Genomic DNA, 24,566 nt, shown 5'->3' on the forward strand with positions numbered 1-24,566 from the left:
CGCACTCCTCAGATAGACAGCTTTTTAACGCGCTTGCCGCCGTACAGCAGGTTCACGATGGCACGGGTGCCGACGATAGCGGTAAACATTGAGGTCGCAATACCGATACCGGTGGTAATCGCAAACCCTTTAATGGCGCCGGTACCGACTGCGTACAGGATGATGACTTTAATCAGCGTGGTGATGTTGGCGTCAAAGATGGAACTGAACGCGCCGCGATAACCTTCGTCAATCGCCTGCTGCACGGTACGCCCGTTACTCAGCTCTTCTTTAATACGCTCGTTAATCAGAACGTTGGCGTCAACCGCCACCGCAAGGGTTAACACGATCCCCGCAATCCCCGGCATGGTCAGCGTCGCCCCCGGAATCAGGGACATAATGCCGACAATCAGCACCAGGTTTGCAATCAGCGCCGAAGTCGCAATCAGGCCGAACTTCTTGTAGAAGAAAATCATAAACAGAATAGAGACCACCAGACCGGCCAGACAAGCCTCCAGGCCCTGCTTGATGTTCTGCATACCCAGAGTTGGGCCAATGGTACGCTCTTCAACAATCTGAATCGGCGCAATCAATGCGCCCGCACGCAGCAGCAGCGAGAGCTGACGCGCTTCGGTGGCATTGCTGATGCCGGTAATACGGAAGCTATTCCCCAGGCGAGACTGGATGTTGGCGATGTTAATCACCTCTTCCTCTTTTGCCAGAATCGCACGACCGCTGGCATCTTTCTTACCGCTGTCTTTATACTCCACAAACAGGGTCGCCATCGGTTTACCGATGTTGTCCTTGGTGAAGTTAGACATGATGTTGCCGCCAGCGCTATCGAGAGAGATATTAACCTGCGGCTGGTTGAACTCATCCATGCTCGACGTCGAGTCGGTGATATGGTCACCAGTGAGGATCACCCGCTTATACAGCACAACCGGCTGGCCTTCACGAGTATATTTCACTTCCGAGTCGCCCGGAACGCGGCCTGCAGCGGCTGCGGCGCTGTCAACGTTGGTGTTAACCAGACGGAATTCCAGCGTCGCGGTTGCGCCCAAAATCTCTTTCGCGCGCGCGGTATCCTGGATACCCGGCAGCTCAACCACAATACGGTCAGACCCCTGACGCTGAACCAGCGGTTCGGCAACGCCCAGTTGGTTTACACGGTTACGCAGGATATTGATGTTCTGCTGAACGGCATATTCGCGGGCTTCTTTCAGGCGATCATCGGTCATCACGGCCTTCAGACCGGTACTGCCCTGGGAGGAAATAACCAGATCGCGGTGACGCGGGCTAAGGTAAGAGATAGCCTGGTCGCGTGCCGCGCTGTCGCGAAAAGCGATGGTCAGGCCGTAGTTATCGGCTTTACGCACGGTGGTGTAAGGAATGCCTTTATCACGCAGCTCGCTGCGCAGGCTGTCGATATTCTGCTCCTGCAGTTTACTCAGCGCGGTATCCATGTCGACTTCCATCAGGAAGTGCACGCCGCCCCGCAGGTCAAGACCCAGCTTCATCGGCTCGGCGTACAGGGCCGCCAGCCAGCGTGGCGTTGCCGGAGCAAGGTTAAGCGCCACGACGTATTTGTCACCCAGCGCGCCCATTAGCGCTTCGCGCGCGCGCAGCTGGATATCGGTGGTGTCGAAGCGCGCGAGAATTGCGCCCTCTTCCAGTGCCACAGACTTCGCGGTAATTTTTTCTTCTTGTAGTGTTTTCTGGACCTGGATCAGCGTTTGCTCACTGGCGGCGACGCCGCGCGCGCCAGTGATTTGAACAGCCGGATCCTCACCATACAGGTTGGGAAGCGCATAGACTAAGCCGACGACAATAACGACGACCAGCATGACGTACTTCCACAAAGGATAACGGTTTAACACGGCAGTTCCCTTAGGGAAAATGAATAATTACAGCGCCTTCATTGTGCCTTTCGGCAGAACGGCAGCTACGAAGTCACGTTTGATAACCACTTCGGTGGTATCGTTCAGCGCGATAGCGATGTATCCGCTTTCAGCAACTTTAGTAACGCGACCAACCAGACCACCGTTGGTCAACACTTCATCCCCCTTGGCGATGGAGTTCATCAGGTTTTTATGTTCCTTGGTGCGTTTCTGTTGTGGACGCAGGATCATGAAGTAAAAAATCAGACCAAACACCACCAGCATCAGAATCAGAGACATCGGGCTGCCCTGCGCCGCGCCGCCAGTTGCCGCTACCGCATCAGAAATAAAAAAGCTCATTGAAATTCCCTCATTATTAAAATTAGTCAACGTTTAAAGGTGGAACAGTTCGCCCCTGACGTTGGTAAAAATCGGTCACGAAGCTCTCTAATTTACCCTCTTCGATAGCCTTGCGTAAACCAGCCATTAAGCGCTGATAATAACGCAGGTTATGAATGGTATTGAGTCGCGCGCCCAATATTTCGTTGCAACGGTCAAGATGATGCAAGTAAGCGCGTGAATAGTTGCGACAGGTATAACAATCGCACTCTGCATCCAGCGGCGAAGTATCGCTCTTATGCTTCGCGTTACGAATTTTCACCACGCCATCGGTGACGAACAGGTGGCCGTTGCGCGCGTTGCGCGTCGGCATGACGCAGTCGAACATATCGATCCCACGGCGCACCCCTTCAACCAGATCTTCCGGTTTACCGACGCCCATCAGGTATCGCGGTTTGTCGGCCGGGATCTGCGGACAGACGTGCTCCAGGATACGGTGCATATCTTCCTTCGGCTCGCCGACAGCCAAACCGCCGACAGCGTAGCCATCAAAGCCAATCTCTACCAGACCTTTAACAGAGATATCGCGTAAATCTTCGTAAACGCTGCCCTGAATAATGCCAAACAGCGCGTTTTTGTTGCCCAGACCGTCAAAACGGTCGCGGCTGCGCTTCGCCCAGCGCAGCGACATTTCCATCGAGCGCTTAGCATAGTCCCATTCCGCCGGGTACGGTGTACATTCGTCGAAGATCATCACGATGTCCGATCCAAGATCGTACTGAATCTCCATCGATTTTTCCGGATCGAGAAAAATCGGATCGCCGTTGATCGGATTGCGGAAGTGTACGCCCTGCTCGGTGATTTTACGAATATCCCCCAGGCTGAAGACCTGGAAACCGCCTGAGTCGGTCAGGATCGGTCCTTTCCACTGCATAAAGTCGTGCAGATCGCCATGTAGCTTCATGATCTCCTGACCCGGACGCAGCCACAGATGGAAAGTATTACCGAGAATAATTTGTGCCCCGGTCGCTTCAACTTCCTCCGGCGTCATTCCTTTTACGGTACCGTAGGTGCCAACAGGCATAAATGCTGGCGTTTCAACGACGCCTCGCTCAAACACAAGACGGCCGCGACGCGCGCGACCATCGGTGGTATCTAACTCAAATTTCATTATCACTCCTGCGTCAGAAAAACAGTCTGACGTTTAAACCTGTGCCGCGAACTTACTTCCCGACACGCTCATTCAAAGCCTGCGGATTGTACGTGATAAACATCGCGTCCCCGTAGCTAAAAAAACGATATTTTTGTTCTACCGCAGCCTTATAGGCATTCATGGTGTGCTGATAACCGGCAAACGCCGAGACCAGCATAATCAACGTCGATTCAGGCAGATGGAAGTTAGTCACCAGCGCGTCGATCACTTTGTACTGATAGCCCGGATAGATAAAAATCTGCGTCTCGTCGAAGAAGGGCTCAATCAGATCATTTTTCGCCGCCTGCGCCGCGCTTTCAAGTGAGCGTACTGACGTTGTCCCTACCGCAATAACCCGGTTGCCGCGGGCTTTTGCCGCCAGCACCGCGTCGACCACTTCCTGCGGCACCTCCGCATATTCAGAGTGCATAATGTGGTCTTCAATAGCGTCAACCCGCACCGGCTGGAATGTACCGGCTCCCACATGCAGCGTGACAAACGCCGTCTCAATGCCTTTTTCACGCAGTTCCGCCAGCAACGGCTCGTCAAAGTGCAGACCGGCGGTCGGCGCGGCGACGGCGCCGGGTTTGCTGCTGTAGACGGTCTGATACAATTCGCGATCCGCGTCTTCATCCGGGCGATCAATATACGGCGGCAACGGCATATGACCGATAGCATTCAGAATATCCAGTACCGGACGCGGGTCGTTGAATTCGACTTCAAACAGCGCGCCGTGACGCGCCAGCATGGTGGCTTTAATACTTTCATCATCGCCAAGCAGCAGTTCCGCGCCGGGTTTCGGCGCTTTAGAGGCGCGAATATGTGCCAGAATACGTTTATCATCAAGCATGCGTTCAACCAGCACCTCGATCTTACCGCCGCTGGCTTTGCGGCCAAACAGACGGGCCGGGATCACGCGGGTATTGTTAAAGACCAGCAGATCGCCTGGATTGAGCTTGTCGAGTAAATCGGTGAAAGTACCGTGCGTCAGCGCGCCCGTCGGCCCATCTAATGACAGCAAGCGGCAACGACTGCGCTCAGGCATGGGATAGTGGGCAATCAGGGATTCGGGTAATTCAAAGGAAAAATCAGCAACGCGCATGACGGTAACTCAGACTTAATAAAGAGGCGGGTAGTCTAGTGCCCGGGCGTTCTCCCTGCAACCTTTACCCCGCCGCAGAGTTAGAATACTCTGAATGATTCGCGTTGCAGGGCAAAACGCCCTGCCGTTTTGAACCGCGCTCGCGCTAGCCTCGTAAGGATGAGGCCGACGGGCCGAATCCCATGGAATCTCATGGATGAAACGCGTCACTCAGAAGCCAACACACCTGCAACTTGAAGCATGGCGAGTATTATGAATTTTCTTGCACATTTACATTTAGCCCATCTCGCTGACAGCTCGCTTTCCGGCAATCTGCTGGCCGATTTTGTCCGGGGAAACCCGGAATCGCACTTTCCGCCAGAGGTCGTGGATGGCATTCTGATGCACCGTCGCATTGATGTCATGACGGATAACCTGCCGGAAGTCCGCGAAGCGCGCGAGTGGTTTCGCCGCGAAACCCGACGTGTCGCGCCGATTACGCTCGACGTCATGTGGGATCATTTTCTGTCACGTCACTGGACGCAACTTTCTCCTGACTTTCCGCTGTCGGCGTTTGTCGGCTACGCCCATACCCAGGTAGCGCAGATCCTGCCCGACTCCCCGCCGCGTTTTGTTAATCTCAATGAATACCTCTGGTCAGAGCGCTGGCTTGAACGCTACCGGGATATGGATTTCATTCAGCGGGTACTAAACGGTATGGCCAGTCGCCGTCCGCGCCTCGCGGCACTCAGCGACTCGTGGCAGGATCTGGATACTCACTACGTTCGGCTTGAACAGCAGTTCTGGCGTTTCTATCCGCAGATGATGGCGCAGGCCAAAATGCGTCAGCTATAAATGAACATTATTGCGCGGCATCGTCTTACCGGTTCATTCGCCATGCTTTTCTGATTGCGCTTTTTGCCAAAAAGACTATTCTGAACGGGTAACATTTAACACTCATCGATAGACAAAAACTATCTCATCAATTGTCAGCGTTACGTTGAGTTTCACCGGCGCTCTTCATATACTTGCCCGCGTTGCGTTCCAATTAACCTTAATATTAACAGGAGAATCATATGGTTCTGGTGACTCGTCAGGCTCCGGATTTCACAGCAGCTGCGGTACTGGGTAGCGGTGAAATTGTTGAAAACTTCAACTTCAAACAGCACACCAGCGGTAAAGCCACCGTTCTGTTCTTCTGGCCGATGGACTTCACTTTCGTTTGCCCGTCTGAACTGATCGCTTTTGACAAACGCTACGAAGAATTCCAGAAGCGCGGCGTAGAAGTGGTTGGCGTTTCTTTTGACTCCGAATTCGTTCACAACGCATGGCGTAACACTCCTGTCGATAAAGGCGGCATCGGTCCGGTTAAATACGCAATGGTTGCTGATGTTAAGCGTGAAATTCAGAAAGCCTACGGCATTGAGCATCCGGAAGCGGGTGTTGCGCTGCGTGGATCTTTCCTGATCGACGCGAACGGTGTTGTTCGCCACCAGGTGGTTAACGATCTGCCACTGGGCCGTAACATCGACGAAATGCTGCGTATGGTTGACGCGCTGCAGTTCCACGAAGAGCACGGCGAAGTTTGCCCGGCACAGTGGGAAAAAGGCAAAGAAGGTATGAACGCCTCTCCGGAAGGCGTCGCTAAGTACCTGACCGAGAACGTTTCCAGCCTGTAATCGGCTCGAATGGAGAAAAGGCTCGCAATGCGGGCCTTTTTTGTTTTTACCGCGTGGTTTTACCACCAGGCCCCTTTCTGCAAAACAGGGGGGCGGCGCATCTGGAAAACATGCGGGAACACAGGAACGCATCCAGAACTGGCCGCCAGAACAGCGACCAGAGGGCAGAACAGGTAATCGCGAGCCTCCCGCTCTGCCAGATGAAGCCGGATCGAACCGCGCCGCGATGGGTTTATTACGCGCTAAAACGCAAAGCAGGAGCAGCCCAGCACGCCCCAGAAAGCCTGCGCATCCGCAAGCGGAATCAACGATTTCCGCGCAATATCATGCCGATGCCCATGAACCCCGCAGCTACCACAGCACTGATGCATCTGGGCTATCGCGCCGATTTTCGCCGCTGCCGGCGGCGCTGAGCGGTAATGACCCGGCACCTGCACCACAGGCGACCATTCTGGCAGCACCGGAATGGGCGGCGGCGCCAGCGGTGTAAAGTGACCAGCGGCATAAACAACGTTACCATCGACAATCGTCATCACCGACTCAATGCCCTTGATCTCCTCTTCCGGCACGCGGAAATAGTCCTTCGACAGCACGACCAGATCAGCAAGCTGATCTGGTGCGATACGCCCTTTCTTACCCTGCTCGCTGGAGAACCACGCGCTGCCCGCGGTCCACAACTCCAGCGCCACATCCCGCGGCAGGCGATTACTGTCGTCGTACATCGCCATCCCGCCAACGGTACGCCCGGAAACCAGCCAGTAGAGCGCGGTCCACGGATTGTAGCTTGCCACGCGGGTGGCATCGGTTCCCAGCCCCACCGGAACGTCCAGCGCAAGCATTTTCGCCACCGGAGGAGTATGTTTGACCGCTTCTTTGCCGTAGCGATCGACAAAATATTCCCCCTGAAAAGCCATCCGGTGTTGCACCGCAATACCGCCGCCCAGCGCCCTGACGCGTTCGATATTGCGTTCGCTGATCGTCTCCGCATGATCGAAAAACCAGTGCAGACCATTGAACGGAATATCGCGGTTCACCTTTTCAAACACATCCAGCATCCGGCTGATAGACTCATCGTAGGTGGCATGCAGGCGAAACGGCCAGCTGTGCTCGACAAGATGGCGCACCACCCGCTCCAGTTCATCTTCCATGCCCTCAGGCAGATCCGGACGCGGCTGCAGAAAATCTTCGAAATCCGCTGCCGAGAAGACCAGCATCTCTCCGGCGCCGTTGGCGCGATAAAAGTCGGTTCCCTGCCCCGGCTTCAGCATATCGGTCCAGCGCTCAAAGTCTTCCAGCTCCTGCTGCGGACGCTGAGTAAACAGGTTATAGGCGATGCGCACGGTCATCTGCGCTTTAGCGTGGAGTTGCTCGATTATCTCGTAATCTTCCGGGTAGTTCTGGAAACCGCCTCCGGCATCAATGGCGCTGGTCAGTCCCAGGCGATTCAGCTCGCGCATAAACTGGCGGGTTGAGTTGATCTGAAATTCCAGCGGCAGCTTCGGGCCTTTCGCCAGCGCCGAGTAGAGGAGCATCGCGTTAGGTTTAGCGATCAGCATCCCGGTTGGATTACCATTACCATCGCGGACGATCTCGCCGCCCGCCGGATCGGGCGTCGCTTTGGTATAGCCCACCGCCTTCAGCGCCGCGCGATTAAGCAATGCGCGATCGTAAAGATGCAGGACAAAAACGGGGGTATCCGGCGCCGCTTCGTTAAGCTCCTCCAGGGTCGGCATCCGCCGTTCGGCAAACTGAAATTCGCTCCAGCCGCCCACCACGCGAACCCACTGCGGCGATGGCGTACGATCGGCCTGATCTTTCAGCATCCGCAGCGCGTCGGCCAGCGAGGGAACCCCCTCCCAACGCAGCTCCAGATTGTAGTTAAGCCCGCCGCGAATCAGATGCAGGTGCGAATCATTCAGGCCAGGGATCACCGTATGACCTTTGAGATCGATAAATTGCGTTCCCTCCCCGGCAAAACTCATGATCCGATCGTTGCTACCGGCGGCGATAATTTTACCCTCAGCGATGGCGACCGCATCGGCCAGTGGATTTTGACGATCGAGAGTATGAATCTGACCATGGGTCAGGATCAGTGTGGCAGTTTGCGACATAACACGCTCCTTCAGGCGTCTGGCTCAGCTTTTCTTTAGCCAGCCAGCAAACAGACGGGTCACGATGGGCATCCAGAGCCAGACCACCAGCGCGACCACACAGGCATCATTGATCAGATGCAACAGCACGCTTCCCCTTAGCGAGGGCAACAGTATCCCGGTCATCCACGGCACCAGATTGGTGCTGGGAAAAATCACCAGCAAAGTGATGAAAAATTGCTTCCAGCGCAGTGGCTGACGCTGATTAGCGACAGGCGGAGTAAACCAGAATGCCGGTTCAGTGCGCACTTCGATCCGATCGCCTTCACTCAGCAACGGCGCGATTTCCGCCACCAACTGACGACGGGTTTCCGACTGTGTCCAGGCATAAAGATGCTCAATGGTGTCAAAGCGAATAATGACGCTCCATAGATTCTGTCCGGCGACCGGACGAATAACGTTTACGCCAAGATGACCGGGAAATTCCGCCGCTATCGGCATAATTTTGCCCAGCCACGCTTCATAACGTTCGCCGTGCTCCGGGTCGAGCACATGACTGATAACCAGAGTCACCGATTTCTGCTGCGCCATTAAGCGTTCCTTACTGAGGGGGAATGGCAATACACAACATCATTCAGGTGGCATCGGAGCGGCAAGATTGTACGTCCCCGGAAGCTTGCGTAAGTTCAGTGACCGGGGCGGGCAAAGGACGCTAACCAAGAGGCCGCCTGAGGATGACGTGTGTTCAGCCCTTGCGCGCCGGCGCGCCGTGTACCATGGTATAAGCGTAATCCACGCCCATCCCATAGGCACCGCCATGTTCGCGGACCAGGTCCATCACCGCGTCATAAGTCTCTTTACGCGACCAGTCGCGCTGATACTCAAGCAGTACCTGCTGCCAGGTCACCGGTATCGCGCCGGCCTGCACCATACGGTCAATTGCGCGCTCATGGGCATCAACCGAGGTACCGCCAGAGGTATCGGTCACGACGTAAACTTCATAGCCTTCATCCAACGCCATAAGAGCCGGAAAGGTCAGGCAGACTTCGGTCCACAAAGCGGAAATAATCAATTTCTTACGCCCGGTCGCTTTTACCGCAGCAACAAAAGCGGCATCTTCCCAGGAGTTCATCGACGTACGTTCAATTGGTATCACTTCCGGATGTACAGCCAGTAATTCTGGCCAGATATAACCGCTGAAGCTTTTCGTTTCTACAGAAGTATAAATCACCGGAACAGCAAATATTTTCCCGGCCCTGGCTAACGCCACCGTATTATTTTTCAGCGTCTGGCGGTCAATGTTCGCCACACCGAATGACATTTGCGGCTGGTGATCGATAAAAATAAGCGCAGAGTTAGAGGGATCGATAAGTTCACGAATAGACATAATATATCCTGTTAATCAATGAGTTAAAAAGATACTGCCATCACCGCGGTATTGTTCAAATCCTGGCTGATAAAAGGCGGTGAGTATAGTCAGTAATTTCTAACAAGTTATTAAGTATTTTTTATGATTTATTTTTAAGACAAACAATCATGGATATTTAATTAACTATTCATAGCATTGTATTTATCGAAATTTTATCGTGAGCTATACTCAGCTATTAACTCGAATTGAATACCGTCTTTCAGTAAAACAGAATCACAATTCTGATACAGGGAGTTGACTTATGCGTTTAAACCTCGATGTTCTGTTAATTCTTGATGCGCTGGATAAACATGGTTCATTTGCCACTGCCGCCGAATCGTTATTTAAGACTCCCGCCGCGCTAAGCTATATGATTCAAAAGCTGGAAAACGATCTGAACATCGCCCTGTTGGATCGCTCCGGTCACCGGGCCAAATTTACCGATACCGGCAGAATGATGCTGGAAAAAGGCCGCTTGCTGCTTAATGCGGCAAGAGATCTGGAAAAACAGGCGGTGCAACTGAGCGCCGGTTGGGAGCGGGATCTGGCTATCGCTCTGGATGACTCCTTCCCTTTTAGCGCGCTGCTGCCGCTGATCGACAAATTCTATTCGCAGCACCCGCAAACCCGGCTTAACTTTTCCCATCATACCCTGGCCGGTGCGTGGGAAGAACTTACGCACAACGGCGCGGATATTATTCTTGGGGCGATCAATGAACCACCGACTTCCGCAGCATGGTCGTGGAAGATGCTCGGCACAATGGACAATATTTTCGTCGTCGCGCCGGGGCATCCGCTGGCGCAAACCACTCAGCCGCTGACCAACAAACAGCTGAGCCTGCATCGCTCGGTAGTGATCAGCGACAGCGCCCGCTACTGTCATCCGTTCAACAGCAATCTGCTCGACGAACAGCAGCAAATTCGCGTTGATGATTTCGCCAGCAAAATCGAGATATTATGCTGCGGACTGGGATGCGGCTTTTTACCGTATCATATCGCCCGACCATTGCTGGAAAGCGGCAAGCTGCTGGAAAAAACCGTCATCTCTTACCGCGAAAAAGATATTGCCTATATGGCCTGGCGCAACGGTAATGACGGGCTGGCTCAGCGCTGGTGGCGCGAGGCCATTCTCAACAACGACCCCCTGAGCCAGTACTATCATTAACGGCTAAACCACACGCTGGCAGAAATAGCAGGCAGTATCAGAACGCCATTATCCCACGTACCGTGCCCCTCTTTCAGTTGCCAGCCTTTAACATTGAGCAAAGGAGAATCCTCGACCACCGTCTCGCAGGCTTCGCCGCGATTTATCGCCACCAGCACGCGCTGTTGCTTATACACGCGCGCAAACACCACGACGTTATCCTCGGCATAAATCACCTGGCAGCCGCCATAGCGTAGCGCCTGACTCGCCTTACGCAGCCGGCTCATGCGTGTATACAGCGCCAGCAGTTGGCGATCCTGCAACGCCGGATCCCACGGGAAGGGCTTACGGCAAAAGGGATCGTTGTTGCCATCGACGCCCACTTCATCGCCGTAATAAATACAGGGTACGCCAGGCCAGCTAAACAGCCACACCACCGCCAACGGCAAACGTGCGACATCCTGACCTAACAGCGATTTAAAACGCGCGGTATCGTGGCTATCGAGCTGATTGAACATCCGCAACTGCTGCTGATGCGACAGCCCGGCGCGATAATTCTCCATCCACGACATGCAGGTTTGCGCATCGATTTTCTGCGGTTCGTAAGAGATATCGGTATTCGCGAGAAATCCCCACAATGGGAAAGTAAAACCGCGATAGTTCATCGCAGAATCTTCAGCATCGGCCTGTAGCCACTGGCGCGCATCGCCAAAATGCTCGCCAACAATATAAGCGTCAGGCTGCGTCTCTTTTGCCGCACGGGTAATTCCGGCGACATGGCGTAAGTTATTGCGCGCCCCTCCGCCTTCCCCCAGCATATGCGCCACGTCCAGCCGCCAGCCGTCCATACTCCACGGCGATTTTAACCAGTGACGTACCACGCTGTCTTCTCCGGCATAGATCTCATTAACCAGACTCGTCGACTGATAATCCAGCTTCGGCAGGCTAGGATATCCCAGCCAGTTGTGGGCAACACCTTCAGGAGAGAAATGATACCAGTCGCGCCACTGCGAGTCGGCATTATGGCAGGCGCCGCCGCTGCCACGCTGATAGCGGTCGAACCAGGGGTGAGAATCGCCGCTGTGGTTGAATACGCCATCCAGGATCAGACGCATACCCTCCTTTTGCGTGTTATGCCGCAGGCGCAGCAGCGCCTCATCGCCGCCAAACTGCGGATCAACATGACGGTAATCTTCAGTATCGTATTTATGCACGCTGGGCGCGACAAATACCGGATTCAGATACAGCGCCGTGACGCCAAGCTGTTTCAGGTACGACAGCTTTTCGCTAATCCCGTCGAGATCGCCGCCGTAAAAGGTGGAGCCGCCCGCCTCGCTGGTTAGCGGTTCATCCCACGCTTTACGCACAATATCGTGACCGGCGGCGTGATGGTAATAAACGTTACCCTGCCCGGCTTCACGGGATCGGCTGCGGGCAAAACGGTCAGGGAAGATTTGATAAAATACCTGATCGGCCACCCACTGCGGCCCGCTGTCCGGGAGATCTATCGCAAACTGCTCCAGCCGGGCCGGAGGAAAGCGATTAAATCCTTGCGGCGTGAACCACATCTGGCGGTCAGCCCACAGCAGCTTGAAGCTATAGCGCCGACGCGGCTGCCCGTGAGCGAGGTTGATTTCCCCTCGCCAGGCCACTACGCCCGGATGCGGCGCCTTGCGCAGGCGATGCATGGGCAACGACAGCTCTTCGTTGTCCTCTTCCGCGCGTAACGTCACCCGCCGCGGAAGATCGTTGCCGCGTAACCATAACGTAATCAACAGTCGTTCCTGCTGCTCCTGAATAAATGGAGCGACAGGGAGGTGCCATGCCTTCAACATCACTCTTCCTCGCTTCGCAGAATGGGCACACCTTGCCACAGCATACAGGCGTCTGGCTCATCATCAGCAGAATTATTGGGGGAGGATGACAGGGGTGGAGAGAGCTTTGCCGGATAACCTGAACGTATCCGGCAAGAGAGGACAAAATGATTACGCCTTCACCCGCTTACCGCCGCGGCGGGTTTTAAACTGCCAGCCAACCAGCAACAGGGCAATCCACGCCAGACCAACATACAGTGAGATGCGGGTATCCGGATGGTAGCCAATCAGCGCAATGATAAAAACGAGGAACAACAGCCCGATAACCGTGGTCGTTACACCACCTGGCACCTTAAACTTCAGCGCCTTCGCCTCTTCCGGCGGCAAACGACGGCGGAAGGCGATCTGCGACAGCAGGATCATAATCCACACCCAGACGGTAGCGAAAGTCGCCAGCGAAGCAATCACCAGGAAGACGTTCTCCGGCATGATGTAGTTCAGATAAACCGCAAACAGCAGCGCAATCGTCATCACCATTACCGTTACCCACGGAATACCGCGACGGGATGTTTTAGCGAACACTTTCGGCGCGCTGCCCTGCTCCGCCATGCCATGCAGCATGCGCCCGACGCCAAAAACGTCGGAGTTAATCGCCGACAGCGAGGCGGTCAGCACCACAAAGTTAAGGATGCTGGCGGCAAAAGTAATGCCGAGATGCTGGAAGGTTAAAACGAACGGGCTACCGTTAGTGCCAACCTGATCCCACGGATAGATAGACATAATCACAAACAGCGTGCCCACGTAGAACACCAGAATACGCATCGGCACTGAGTTAATGGCCCGCGGAATGGATTTCTCCGGGTCCTTCGCTTCACCGGCGGTGATGCCGATGATTTCAATTCCGCCGTAGGCGAACATCACCATCTGCAATGACATCACCATCCCCAGCCAGCCATTGCTGAAGAAGCCGCCGTTGCTCCACAGATTATGAATGCCGGTCGGCTGACCGCCGTTGCCGATACCCCAGATAATAATACCGAAACCGGCCAGGATCATGATGATAATGGTGGCGACTTTGAAGAAGGAGAACCAGAACTCCAGTTCGCCGAAAACCTTGACGCTCATCAGATTAACGGCGCAGATGATCAGCACCACGCTGAGCACCCAGACCCAGTGCGGCACCGCCGGGAACCAGACGCCCATATAGATACCGAAGGCCGTGACGTCAGCGATGGCGACAATCAGAATTTCAAAACAGTAGGTCCAGCCGGTGATATAGCCCGCCAGCGGGCCAAGATAATCCTGCGCATAGCGTGAAAATGAGCTGGCCGCCGGGTTATGCACCGACATCTCGCCCAGCGCGCGCATAATAATGTATGCCGCGACGCCGCCGATAATATAGGCTAACAAAACGCTCGGTCCCGCCATTTTAATCGCATCAGCCGAACCGTAGAAAAGGCCGGTACCGATTGCCGACCCCAGCGCCATAAAACGAATATGCCGGGTACTTAGCCCGCGCTTAAGCTTGTTACTACTTTCCATCGTGTTCCATGTCGTTTATCCCTCCGCCTCCGCGGCAGCAAAGTTCAAGAGGGCATGACCAAAAAACAAAAAACCACGGAACCTGAAATCCCGTGGTTAAACACCGGCGTAAAGCGCCAGTTTAGTGGGCGCTGGACACCACCTGACGCCCTGCCGCGCGATCCCAGATAACCGCCAGAATCACCATCACGGCGGTGGGCATCAGCCAGGCCAGCCCTTGCTCTGCCAGCGGCAAACGTGCGGTCCAGGCGGGCAGAATATCGGCGAACGCCGACGCTTTAATGCCGTCAATGATACCAAACATCAGGCTGATAAACATTGCCGGAGAAATTACGCGAGCCGAATGATGCCACCATCCACGGGTGAAGCTTAATACAACCAGTGCGATACATGGCGGGTAAATCGCCGTCAACACCGGAATGGAAATCTGAATCAGGTGGCTCAATCCAAGGTTGGAGACCGCCATTGAGAACAGACCGAGGATAAAGACCAGCGTACGGTAGGAGAATGGCAGGTACTGGGCGAAGAACTCCGCACAGGCGCAGGTCAGACCTACCGCTGTCACCAGACAGGCGATAAAGATCAGCGCCGCCAGCAGGAAACTCCCCGCGCCGCCAAAGGTGTGCTGTACATAAGCGTGGAGAATCGCCGCGCCGTTAGCGGATTGCTCGACCAGCGTGCCGCTATCCGACCCAAGGCGGAACAGCGCCAGATACAACAGGGTCAGGCCAACGCCAGCCATCAGGCCAGCCCAGACGGTGTAACGGGTCAGCAGACGGGCTTCTGTGACGCCGCGGGAACGCGCGGCGTTGACAATCACAATACCGAAGACCATTGCCCCCAGGGTGTCCATTGTCAGATAACCATTGACGAAGCCATTAGAAAACGGCGCGATACGGTAGGCTTCCATCGCGTGGCTCAGCGGCCCGGCTGGCCAGACGATCGCCGCAACGGCAAGAATAATCAGGGCGATAATTTTCAGCGGCGCAAGGAAATTCCCCACGGTATCCAGCAATTTGCCCGGATAGAGCGAAACAAGGATCACCAGCGCGAAATAGATAACGCTGTAAATCAGCAGCGGCAGCGCGCCGTCGCCGGTCAGCGGGGCAATCCCCACTTCAAATGAGACGGTGGCGGTACGCGGCGTGGCGAACAACGGACCAACGGCCAGATAGCAGATCACGGCCAGCAGAATACCGGCGACTTTACCGATTGGCGTACTCAGGCTTTCTACGCCGCCACCGACTTTCGCCAGCGCCACCACCGTCAGCACCGGGAGACCCACGGCGGTGATAAGGAAGCCAAAGGCAGCGCTCCAGACATGTTCACCAGCCTGTAAACCAACCATTGGAGGAAAGATAATATTGCCTGCGCCAACGAACAGCGCAAAGGTCATAAAGCCCAACGCCATAATGTCGCGAGATTTTAACTGATGGGTCATAAATTCATTACTGCCTGTGGATGTGGTGTTGTAAAAACGGGAAAATACCGCACCTTTCCTCTGGGGATGATACAGCGGCCATTGTCAGCAAACTCAGCGGGATATGCTCCAAAATTGTCGTGGAATAGAATTGTTTTTTGAATTACCACGCAAAAACAGTCTGTCTGCGACTTTAGGGGGGCAATTTAAACGCTTATAACGTTTTAAAGCAAGGCAGGATCGTAAAAGCAGGTTATTATGCTAAGCATATTATTAAACCAAGAATTATTAACCAGATTAATGGAACCAATATGGCTAATCATGCGAACAAAAAAGCAGCTAACGCTCATTAATTATGCGGCACAGATTTGACTGCAAACCTGAGTGACCGGCTCTGATGGGTTTCTGGCAAGTAATGCTGACAGGCGGGGCAAACCACCGAGCGCCGTTCACAAGGTCAGGCGTCCATCCCTCCAACAGAAATCCTGGCACAGGATCTCATGCAGGTTTGTCATCCGTCTCAACACGCGATGAGTCTGAGTGAAAGCGAACCATGTTCTGATGACTCAGGGCAAAAATAGCAGCCCTGAGCGAGAAACAGAAGAATCAGTGAACCGACTGAGCGGTTCACTGGCGAGAAGCGGTTACAACATCATGCTGGCGAGCAGAATAAACAGCAACCCGAACAGAGATAACAATGTTGACATCAGCGTCCAGGATAACAATGTCTCTTTAGTGCTCAGGCCGAAGAAGTCTTTAATCATCCAGAAGCTGGCGTCGTTTACGTGGGAGCAGATACAGGAGCCCGCGCCAGTCGCCAGCGTGATCAATGCCAGGTTAGTGTTGGGATGCACCGCCAGCAACGGGATCACCAGCCCGGCGGTAGAGATCGCCGCAACAGTGGCGGAACCCAGACAAATGCGCAGAAAAGCAGCCACACCCCAGGCCATCAGGATCGGATTGATATCCATGCCAGAGACCAGCGTAGAAATGTACTGACCGACACCAGAATCGATGAGCACCTGCTTGAATGCGCCTCCGCCGCCGATAATCAGTAGCAACCCGGCAATACCGGCAATCGCCTTCCCGCACGAATCCATCAGCTCAGGGATCGTTTTCCCGCGGCCCAGGCCCATGGTATAAATCGCGAACAGCAGTGAAATCAGCATGGCAATTGTCGAGTTTCCTAAGAACAGCAACACGTTGTAGAGCATGCCCGAATCCGCGGCATTTTTGGCATGAGTCATCTGGATAATGGTGACTACCGCCATCAGGATCACCGGCAACATCGCAGTGAGAAAACTGATGCCGAAGCCAGGCATTTCACTTTCGCTGAACCGCCGGGTCGCGCCGAGGGAGGCAATATTGCCCTCTTTTTTAAACGCATCAGGAATAATCCGCTGGCAGAATTTATTCAGTAACGGGCCGCACAGAATAAAGGTTGGAATACCGACAATGATGCCGTATATCAATACCAGTCCCACATCAGCACCATATTCACGGGCGATAACTGTCGGACCAGGGTGCGGTGGTAAAAATCCGTGGGCGACCAGTAAACCGGAAAGCATAGGTACACACATATACATCGGCGATATTTTCGCCTCACGGGCAATAGCGAATAAAATAGGAACCAGAAGAATTAATCCGACTTCGAAAAAAAGTGCAATACCGACAATAAACGCTGAGCAGACCACCGCCCAGTCAAGTTTATTTTTCCCGAAATAATTCAGCATAGTCAGCGCTATTCGCTGCGCACCACCCGCGTCGGCCAGTAAGCGACCGAGCATAACCCCAAAGCCGAATATCAAACCAATATGGCCCAATGTCCCGCCAAGGCCCGATTCAACCGAAGCGACGACTTTATTCAATTCCATCCCACTGGCAATGGCGACGACAATTGAAACAATAATTAAAGAAACAAACGTATTAAGCTTAATTTTTATGGTTAACAGCAGGAGTAAAGCAATCCCTGCCACAACGATAATTAGTGGCATAACGTCCTCTCATATAGGGTAGTGACCCGTCATAATCCAGCTACGCAATTTATCAATGATGCGTAGTCGGATTATTCAGATGTCTGGATGTTCTTATTTTCGCTTTCAGTTCTTATTTATATAATCGCGCAAGGCTGTGCCGATCTTATTCACGTCATAAACACATCCCGTCCATGTCCCACCGCTGACAGCCTGGAGCATTGCCCAAAGCCGGGTATCATCTGGCAGTTCAGGATCAGGAAGTAAATGCTGATGGCTGGCCCTGGCGTTTAATATTGCGGTAGCCTCCTCCCGTGAAGGTAATATTTCATCGTTACGGGTTCCAAGGAAATTGACCTCGCCCTGAAGTTCGCGACAATCAATTTTAATTTCAATAATATCTCCGGTGCGTAATTTACCGATGGGGCCTCCCGCCAGCGCTTCCGGCCCGACATGACCGATACACGCACCGGTGGAAACGCCCGAGAAACGCGCATCGGTGATCAGCGAAACATGCTTACCGTAAGACAGATGTTTTAAGGCGCTGGTGACCTGATAGGTCTCCTCCATCCCGGTACCGGAGGGCCCAACACCGATAATGACCAGAATATCGCCCGCTTTAATCTTGTCGTGCTTGATATCATAAATCGCGTTTTTCTCGGACAGATAAACCTTCGCCTCACCTTTGTGGTAGTAGATACCCTGTTCATCAATGACCGAAGAGTCGATAGCGGTAGATTTGATCACCGATCCTTCCGGTGCAATATTGCCCACCGGGAAAGTAATGGTTGAAGTTAAGCCGCGCTCCTGCGCACGCTGCGGCGACATGATCACCTCATCGGCATCAACCTGCTCTTGTTCGCGCAGAAGCTGTTTGAATCGCAGTCGGCGTTCGGAGTGCTCCCACCAATCCAGGTTTTCCTTCAGTGTGCTGCCGGTTACGGTCATCACGTCTTCATGCAGCAATCCAAGGTTGCGCAGATGTAACATTACTTCCGGCACCCCGCCTGCCATGAAGGCATTAACCGTCGGATGATAAACCGGACCATTGGGTAGCACGCTCACCAGTCTCGGCACCCGCTTATTAATGCGGATCCAGTCATCAACGGTCGGGATATGACAACCGGCCTGATGAGCAATTGCCGGGATGTGCAACAGCAGGTTGGTTGAACCGCCAAACGCCGCATGGACCGTCATCGCATTCTCAATCGCTTTATCGGTGAGAATTTCCCGGGTAGTGATGCCTTTTTTACACAGGTTCAGCGCCGCTCGTGCGGAAGCTCTGGCGATCTTCTGCCACACTGGCTCGCCGGAAGGCGCCAGCGCAGAGTGCGGGATCGCCAGCCCCAGTCCTTCCGCTACCACCTGCGATGTCCCGGCAGTACCCAGAAATTGACAGCCGCCGCCAGAGGAAGCACAAGCCTTGCAACCTGCACGGCGTGCGTCCTGTAACGACAGCTCGCCATTGGCGAATCGCGCGCCGATGGTCTGCACCTTGCCGTTGTCTTCTCCGTCTTTTGCGGGCAGCGTCGCGCCACCGGGCACCAGCACGGTCGCGATATCGTGCTGTGCGGCAAGCGCCATCATGGTGGCCGGAAGCCCCTTGTCACAACTCGCCACCCCAATAACGGCTTTCGCATCGGGCAGAGAGCGGATCAGGCGGCGCATCACCATTGAGGCGTCATTACGATACGGTAGCGAATCAAACATACCCGTCGTGCCCTGAGTACGTCCGTCACAAGGATCGGAAACATACACGGCATAGGGCAGTGCGCGGTTTGCCTTAATAACTTCAGCCGCCGCTTTCATCTGGATATCCAGCTCGTAGTGCCCCTGGTGCAGTGCCAGCGCAACGGGCTTACCGTCTTTACCGCGTAAGCCGCCCAGCGTGCTGAGCAGTAAAATACCGTCCCGATCCAGTTCATTCGGCGCCCAGCCCATGCCGGCATTCATTGTCATACCGAACAAATCCCCACTTGGGCGATTAATCAGCATCTCCGGCGTTAACGGCAGTTCCCCTTCAGGACCATCGGCATGTGTTCTGACCGTATAAATATCAGGACTTTCGTCAACAAAAATATTACCAACAGACATGATCTTCTCCTCAAACCGGTAGAATGCCCTGCTCGACCAGCAGCGAGTGGACTTTATCTTTGGCCTCTTCTGACACCTCAAGAATCGGCGGCAGACACCAGGTTTCCACCGGTAATCCCACGCACTGCATGCCATATTTGATCAACGAGACGAACGGCGTTTCCAGAGCGTAAATCGATGGCAGTTGCAGTAGGTTTTTGTTCAGGGTCGCGGCGGTTGCCAGATCGCCCTCGCGCCATGCGCGATAGATACCCACGGAGAGTTCCGGAGCAAAGTTAGCGCTGGCCGATATAGCGCCATCCCCGCCCAGCAGCAAAGTGTTGAGCAAATGATCGTCATAACCACAAAATACCGAGAATGCCGGACGTACCGACTTGACGGTGTTAATCATCGTGCGCAAATGGCTGACGCTGTCGATGGTGTCTTTGATACCAATGATGTTGTCATTTTGCAGGACCAGACGCTTCACTATCTCCGGGGTTAAGTCCTGCCCCGTCAGATCCGGGAAGTTATACAGGATCACGGGTAACTTCACGCTACGGGCGATCTGCTGGTAATAGTCGTCAAGATTTCGCGACGCAACCTTCCAGTAATAGGGATTGATAGCGACAACACCATCAGCGCCGCAGGCTTCCGCGTGCCGCGCCAGTTTGACCGCCTCATCCGTAGAGGGCGAACCAACGCCAATCAATACCGGAACCCGCCCGCCGACGATAGCCACAGCCTCTTCGGTGAACGCCATACGCTGGTCGGTATTCATCTGGCTGAATTCACCACCTGTGCCCAGGTAAAACAATCCATCAACACCTTTATTAATCAAGAAGTCGGCAACGGCGCGCATTGCCGTTTTATCAATGGTTCCGTCACGGTGAAACGTGCTGGATACGGGTGGAATAATACCGCTGAACTTTTTCATTACCTCAGTTTCCTTTTCGTAAATGCTCATTTTCATTTCTGTATCCCAGACCATATGATATTTGCCCGGCGCATTTGCGGAGCAATTCCAGATAGCCATCGATCTTATTTCCTGAATAGACCACCGGATCTCCAGAAAGCGAGATCGCATAGTTAACCCGGTTATACATATTGAATACCGGCATACTTAAACATACCGCACCATAGGTCGATTCCTCGTTATCTATGGCCCATCCCCGAAGCCGTGTTTTTTGCAGCTCCTCCAGAAATAACTTCTTATCGGTAAACGTATTTTTGGTGTGCGATGTCAGAGTGAGCGCGTCTAAAAAATAATCCAGTTCTTCCCGCGTTTTCCATGCTAATAAGGCCTTACCTAACGCGGTAATATGTAATTCAAGTTTTTTGCCTATCCAGCTTTTGTTCGTCGGCACTGAATCCGGACTTTCAATCTTATCAAGATAGATAGCTGAATAGCTCTCCATGGCGCCCAGGTGGCAGACCAGACCACTTTTCAGCGACAGTTCCTGCATTGGCCGCTTTGTCACCTCAAAGATATTCTGGCGGTGCAGCGCCTGACAGCCCAGCTCATAATTTTTGATGCCCAGCGCATAGTGGCCATTTTTATTTTTAATTAAGAAACCACACTCCACCATTATATTTAATAAATTGAGCAAACTGCTTTTGGGATACTGGAATTCTTTTAATAATTCCATATAACTCGCCACGCCTACCCATGCAATATGGGTTAATATTTTCTCGGCACGAATTAATGAATTACACCCTTTGCGAACCATAATCGTATCCTTTTACTATTGGAATAAATGATATCGACAATGAACAGTAGAAAATACGCCTTGTTCAACATGCTGAACCGTAATTCGGTGATTAAATGTGATCCTGTACGCAGTTTGAATCGTGGGATTATTATACCCAGATCCGGAATGCAATAAGGACACCAGCGAATGTTGTATCGATTATGCATTCGACATACTTCGAAAGAAATATAATCCGCTATTTGACTATATATCCTGGGTATCGGTTAACAAACGTGGAACAGCGACAGGCCCGAATGAAAGCGGCGACCATCACATCGTTCCCGCTCAATAGCTTAACCAGTAAGCGCACTCCCTAAATCCCAACAAAGTGTCATTCTCTGGGGAGAATGATGATATTTCGCACACCGGAGCCCTGATGGCTTATCCGTCAGGCCGCGTAGTGTCATATCTGGACGTTGCCACAATGATATTATCGTTGCGAAACGAAACAGATAACGACAGATATTTATCTTTTTATGTCGCGGACAGCGGATATATCAAGGCAAATATTCTGCACATTGACGATTATTGGGTATACTTCAATGTGCAGATTGCACTGCTTCAGGATTTTGCGGTTATGACGGGTGTATCAAGACGTACATCGTGAATGTTGAAGTGGATTAGAACCCGGGTTATCGGGTCTGATGAAAATGTTCATCGTGAAACAGTAATGGAGATAGGGATAGATGGGATTATTAAGTTTTGTGAAAGAAGCGGGCGAAAAAGTCTGGGATGCCGTATCCGGCGGCAGCAAGGAAGATCAGGCCGATAAGCTGAAAAAACACATTGATAGCCTTAACCTGCCTGGTGCCGAAAAGGTCAATATTGATGTCGCGGACGATGGTACCGCGACGGTGACGGGCGACGTCGGCTCACAGGAAGATAAGGAAAAAATTCTGGTAGCGGTAGGTAACGTCACCGGGATTGGGCAAGTCAATGATAGCGTTACTGTGACGCAAAGCGGGGCGGAAAGCCGTTATTACACGGTGAAATCCGGCGATACCCTGAGCGCCATCTCGAAAGCAATGTATGGCTCCGCCAATGACTACCCGCGTATTTTTGAAGCCAATAAACCGATGCTGACGCATCCTGACAAGATCTATCCGGGTCAGGTACTGATTATCCCGGCGAAGTAAGTCGTGAATTAAAGATTATTAGCAATGTTTGTAGGGAGTCGGCAATGGGATTATTCGATCTAATCGGCGGCATGTCTGGCGGGCAGGCTGGCAAGGCTGAGCAACTTCAGGCGATCATGGCCTGGATTGAACAGCAGGGCGGTATCCAGGGAATTCTGGAAAAATTTCGCAACGGCGGCTTAGGTGAAATCGTCGAGTCGTGGCTTAGCCAGCAGAGCAATATGCCGGTAAATAGCGAGCAGATCGCTTCGGTGTTTGGTTCGCCTGCGCTACAGGAACTCGGCGCGAAACTGGGCATTGATTCGCAAACCGCCTCGGCGCTAATTGCCGAATACTTGCCAAAAATCGTCGATGGTCTGTCACCGCAGGGCGAAGCATCGGCTGAGGGCGATCTAGTCTCTGCAGGGATTAATCTGCTGAAAGGTAAGTTATTTAGTTAGATTTACGTCATTTGAGTATTCACGCGTGGCAAATTACAGGCCTGTATTCAGGCCTGAGACTGATGATAAACCTGTATCAGATATTGTGCCCGCATTTGCGCCGGGCGGCGGCTAACGCCTTGCCCGGCCTACAAAAATCATGATATCAATAGGTTACACATCACCTGTCGGTCCGCGCAAGCGAAACGCCGCCGGGCGATTCCTGAACAATGCACGCGGATGACTGCCCCCTAACTGACCAGCATTATTCTCGCCGCTACCCGTATCCCAGAACCGGCACAACCCGATCGCACCTGAACCACTACAGATCAGGCGCTGAGGATTAATTTTTGGCGATCAAACGTTCCGGTAACAAAAAGCTGAAACACGTGCCTTTACCCGGCGTACTCTCAATTTCCAGACGGCTGTCGTGATGACTAATGGCATGCTTGACGATCGCCAGCCCCAGTCCACTGCCGCCGGTCTGCCGCGAACGCGCTTTATCCACCCGATAAAAACGTTCAGTCAGGCGTGGAATATGTTCCGGCGCGATCCCCGGCCCGTTGTCCTCCACACGGAACAACGCCCCGTGCGGCACACGCTGCCAGCTAACGGTGATTTCCGTTCCCGCCGGGGTATGATTAACCGCGTTATACACCAGATTGGAAATCGCGCTACGCAACTGTTCTTCATTGCCCAGCACTTTTAGCGCCTGATCGACTGAAAAATGCAAAACATGCTTCTGCTGGCTTAGCGTTTGTGCCTCGCGTTCAACGAGCCGCAGCATCATCGGAACATCAATTTTATCGTTCATCGCCAGCACCGGCGCCGCTTCAATTCGCGACAATGTCAGCAACTGTTTCACCAGCCCTTCCATACGCTGCGTTTGCTCGCGCATGGTGTGTAACGCTTTTTCGCGCGTGGCCCCGGCCAGTTCCTGCTCCTGCATCATCTCCAGATACCCCTGCAATACCGTCAGCGGGGTACGTAACTCGTGGCTGACATTGGCGAAAAAATTACGCCGCGCCCCTTCGAGATTGTGCATCTGCGTAACATCGCGCGCCACCATCAACAGCTGATTATCGCTATAGGGCATCACGCGAATTTCCAGATGGCGGGCATTATTCAGCACCAGATTAAGCGGTTTTGAAAAGTCTCTGTATTTCAGATAGTGGGTAAATTCAGGATAACGCAGAAGATTAAGGATATTCTGCCCATTATCATCCGGCCAGCGCAGATTCAGCAGTTGCTGGGCCAGACCGTTGCACCAGAACATGACGCCGTCTTCCGTGGTCAGCACCACCGCATCAGGCAGAGATTCCGCACCGCTGCGAAAACGCTTAATCAGGCTACCCAGTTCGCGTCGACGCTTTTTATTACGCATCTGCATCTGATGCAGACCGTACAACAGCGGTTCCCAACTGCCGCTGCCAGGCGGCGGCGTCATGCTGCGATCAACCCACAGCCACCACGACAGGCGCATAAGATTCCAGAAATGCCAGATAAGAAGCGTTGTCACCGCCGCTAACAGAAACCACGGCAGATGACCCAAAAGCGCCCCGAGGATCAGGGCCGGGATACAACACAAGAAAAGCTCAAGCGCCAGCCTTTTCCATGACAGCCGTTCCAGCACGGGTCACACTCCTGTC

The 24,566-nt window shown here is 53.3% G+C and carries 20 protein-coding genes; 5 read left to right on the top strand and 15 right to left on the bottom strand.

All coding sequences use genetic code 11. The features are described 5' to 3' along the window. Positions 1–8: 8 nt before the first annotated feature. Genes secD through queA form a run of 4 tightly spaced genes read right to left on the bottom strand, consistent with a single transcriptional unit; the run spans position 9 to position 4,489 of the window. Positions 9–1,856, bottom strand: a complete 1,848-nt coding sequence (gene secD / locus FN037_RS06605; protein WP_138358171.1) for a protein translocase subunit SecD — start codon at positions 1,854–1,856, stop codon at positions 9–11. Between the two features lie 27 nt (positions 1,857–1,883). Then, entirely contained in the window at positions 1,884–2,216 is a 333-nt protein-coding gene (gene yajC / locus FN037_RS06610; RefSeq protein WP_004099423.1) for a preprotein translocase subunit YajC, read from the bottom strand. Positions 2,217–2,238: 22 nt separating this feature from the next. Continuing rightward, a complete protein-coding gene (gene tgt / locus FN037_RS06615; RefSeq protein WP_138358174.1) occupies positions 2,239–3,366 on the bottom strand; it encodes a tRNA guanosine(34) transglycosylase Tgt in 1,128 nt (375 codons plus the stop codon). 52 nt (positions 3,367–3,418) lie between these two features. Then, entirely contained in the window at positions 3,419–4,489 is a 1,071-nt protein-coding gene (gene queA, locus FN037_RS06620) for a tRNA preQ1(34) S-adenosylmethionine ribosyltransferase-isomerase QueA (RefSeq protein WP_142501777.1), read from the bottom strand. 252 nt (positions 4,490–4,741) lie between these two features. Between queA and acpH the strand changes: the two genes are divergently transcribed. Both acpH and FN037_RS06630 read left to right on the top strand, forming a co-directional pair. Beyond that, a complete protein-coding gene (acpH, locus tag FN037_RS06625; RefSeq protein WP_138358178.1) occupies positions 4,742–5,323 on the top strand; it encodes an ACP phosphodiesterase in 582 nt (193 codons plus the stop codon). A 221-nt stretch (positions 5,324–5,544) separates the two neighbouring features. Further along, a complete protein-coding gene (locus FN037_RS06630; protein WP_138358180.1) occupies positions 5,545–6,147 on the top strand; it encodes a peroxiredoxin in 603 nt (200 codons plus the stop codon). A gap of 242 nt (positions 6,148–6,389) precedes the next feature. On the opposite strand, the gene FN037_RS06635 is transcribed toward FN037_RS06630, so the two are convergent. The 3 genes from FN037_RS06635 to FN037_RS06645 all read right to left on the bottom strand — a co-directional run bounded on the left by FN037_RS06635 (position 6,390) and on the right by FN037_RS06645 (position 9,624). Next, the gene (locus tag FN037_RS06635; protein WP_142501778.1) at positions 6,390–8,258 is read right to left on the bottom strand and encodes an amidohydrolase; all 1,869 of its coding nucleotides are present in this window, start codon (positions 8,256–8,258) and stop codon (positions 6,390–6,392) included. A 24-nt stretch (positions 8,259–8,282) separates the two neighbouring features. After that, complete coding sequence (locus tag FN037_RS06640) at positions 8,283–8,828, bottom strand: antibiotic biosynthesis monooxygenase (RefSeq protein ID WP_138358184.1); 546 nt, start codon at positions 8,826–8,828, stop codon at positions 8,283–8,285. 154 nt (positions 8,829–8,982) lie between these two features. Beyond that, a complete protein-coding gene (locus FN037_RS06645; RefSeq protein WP_142501779.1) occupies positions 8,983–9,624 on the bottom strand; it encodes a hydrolase in 642 nt (213 codons plus the stop codon). Positions 9,625–9,907: 283 nt separating this feature from the next. Between FN037_RS06645 and FN037_RS06650 the strand changes: the two genes are divergently transcribed. Next, positions 9,908–10,810, top strand: a complete 903-nt coding sequence (locus FN037_RS06650; protein WP_142501780.1) for a LysR family transcriptional regulator — start codon at positions 9,908–9,910, stop codon at positions 10,808–10,810. Here FN037_RS06650 and malZ read toward each other — a convergent pair. The 7 genes from malZ to FN037_RS06685 form a co-directional block, all read right to left on the bottom strand. Beyond that, positions 10,807–12,624: a maltodextrin glucosidase gene (gene malZ / locus FN037_RS06655; protein WP_185929222.1), complete on the bottom strand. Its 1,818-nt coding sequence runs from the start codon at positions 12,622–12,624 to the stop codon at positions 10,807–10,809. The two genes, FN037_RS06650 and malZ, sit on opposite strands and share 4 nt — an antisense overlap. A 150-nt stretch (positions 12,625–12,774) precedes the next feature. Next, positions 12,775–14,145 carry a proline-specific permease ProY gene (gene proY, locus FN037_RS06660; protein ID WP_138358193.1) on the bottom strand — a complete coding sequence of 457 codons (1,371 nt, stop codon included), beginning with the start codon at positions 14,143–14,145 and terminating at the stop codon, positions 12,775–12,777. 121 nt (positions 14,146–14,266) lie between these two features. Beyond that, positions 14,267–15,586, bottom strand: coding sequence for a branched-chain amino acid transporter carrier protein BrnQ (gene brnQ, locus FN037_RS06665; protein ID WP_138358195.1), 1,320 nt, complete (start codon positions 15,584–15,586; stop codon positions 14,267–14,269). A gap of 623 nt (positions 15,587–16,209) precedes the next feature. Continuing rightward, the gene (locus FN037_RS06670; protein ID WP_142501782.1) at positions 16,210–17,559 is read right to left on the bottom strand and encodes a GntP family permease; all 1,350 of its coding nucleotides are present in this window, start codon (positions 17,557–17,559) and stop codon (positions 16,210–16,212) included. 105 nt (positions 17,560–17,664) lie between these two features. After that, entirely contained in the window at positions 17,665–19,632 is a 1,968-nt protein-coding gene (gene yjhG / locus FN037_RS06675; protein ID WP_142501783.1) for a xylonate dehydratase YjhG, read from the bottom strand. A 10-nt stretch (positions 19,633–19,642) separates the two neighbouring features. Then, the gene (locus FN037_RS06680) at positions 19,643–20,548 is read right to left on the bottom strand and encodes a dihydrodipicolinate synthase family protein (protein ID WP_138358201.1); all 906 of its coding nucleotides are present in this window, start codon (positions 20,546–20,548) and stop codon (positions 19,643–19,645) included. 4 nt (positions 20,549–20,552) lie between these two features. Further along, positions 20,553–21,341: an IclR family transcriptional regulator gene (locus tag FN037_RS06685; RefSeq protein WP_138358203.1), complete on the bottom strand. Its 789-nt coding sequence runs from the start codon at positions 21,339–21,341 to the stop codon at positions 20,553–20,555. Between the two features lie 707 nt (positions 21,342–22,048). On the opposite strand from FN037_RS06685, the gene lysM reads away from it, so the two are divergent. After that, complete coding sequence (gene lysM / locus FN037_RS06690) at positions 22,049–22,498, top strand: peptidoglycan-binding protein LysM (protein ID WP_138358205.1); 450 nt, start codon at positions 22,049–22,051, stop codon at positions 22,496–22,498. Positions 22,499–22,542: 44 nt separating this feature from the next. Then, positions 22,543–22,938, top strand: coding sequence for a YidB family protein (locus tag FN037_RS06695; protein ID WP_138358207.1), 396 nt, complete (start codon positions 22,543–22,545; stop codon positions 22,936–22,938). A gap of 322 nt (positions 22,939–23,260) precedes the next feature. On the opposite strand, the gene phoR is transcribed toward FN037_RS06695, so the two are convergent. After that, the gene (gene phoR, locus FN037_RS06700; RefSeq protein ID WP_138358209.1) at positions 23,261–24,550 is read right to left on the bottom strand and encodes a phosphate regulon sensor histidine kinase PhoR; all 1,290 of its coding nucleotides are present in this window, start codon (positions 24,548–24,550) and stop codon (positions 23,261–23,263) included. Between the last annotated feature and the right edge of the window lie 16 nt (positions 24,551–24,566).

This window comes from Klebsiella sp. 2680 (genome assembly GCF_900198535.1).
Classification (GTDB): Bacteria; Pseudomonadota; Gammaproteobacteria; order Enterobacterales; family Enterobacteriaceae; genus Klebsiella; species Klebsiella indica.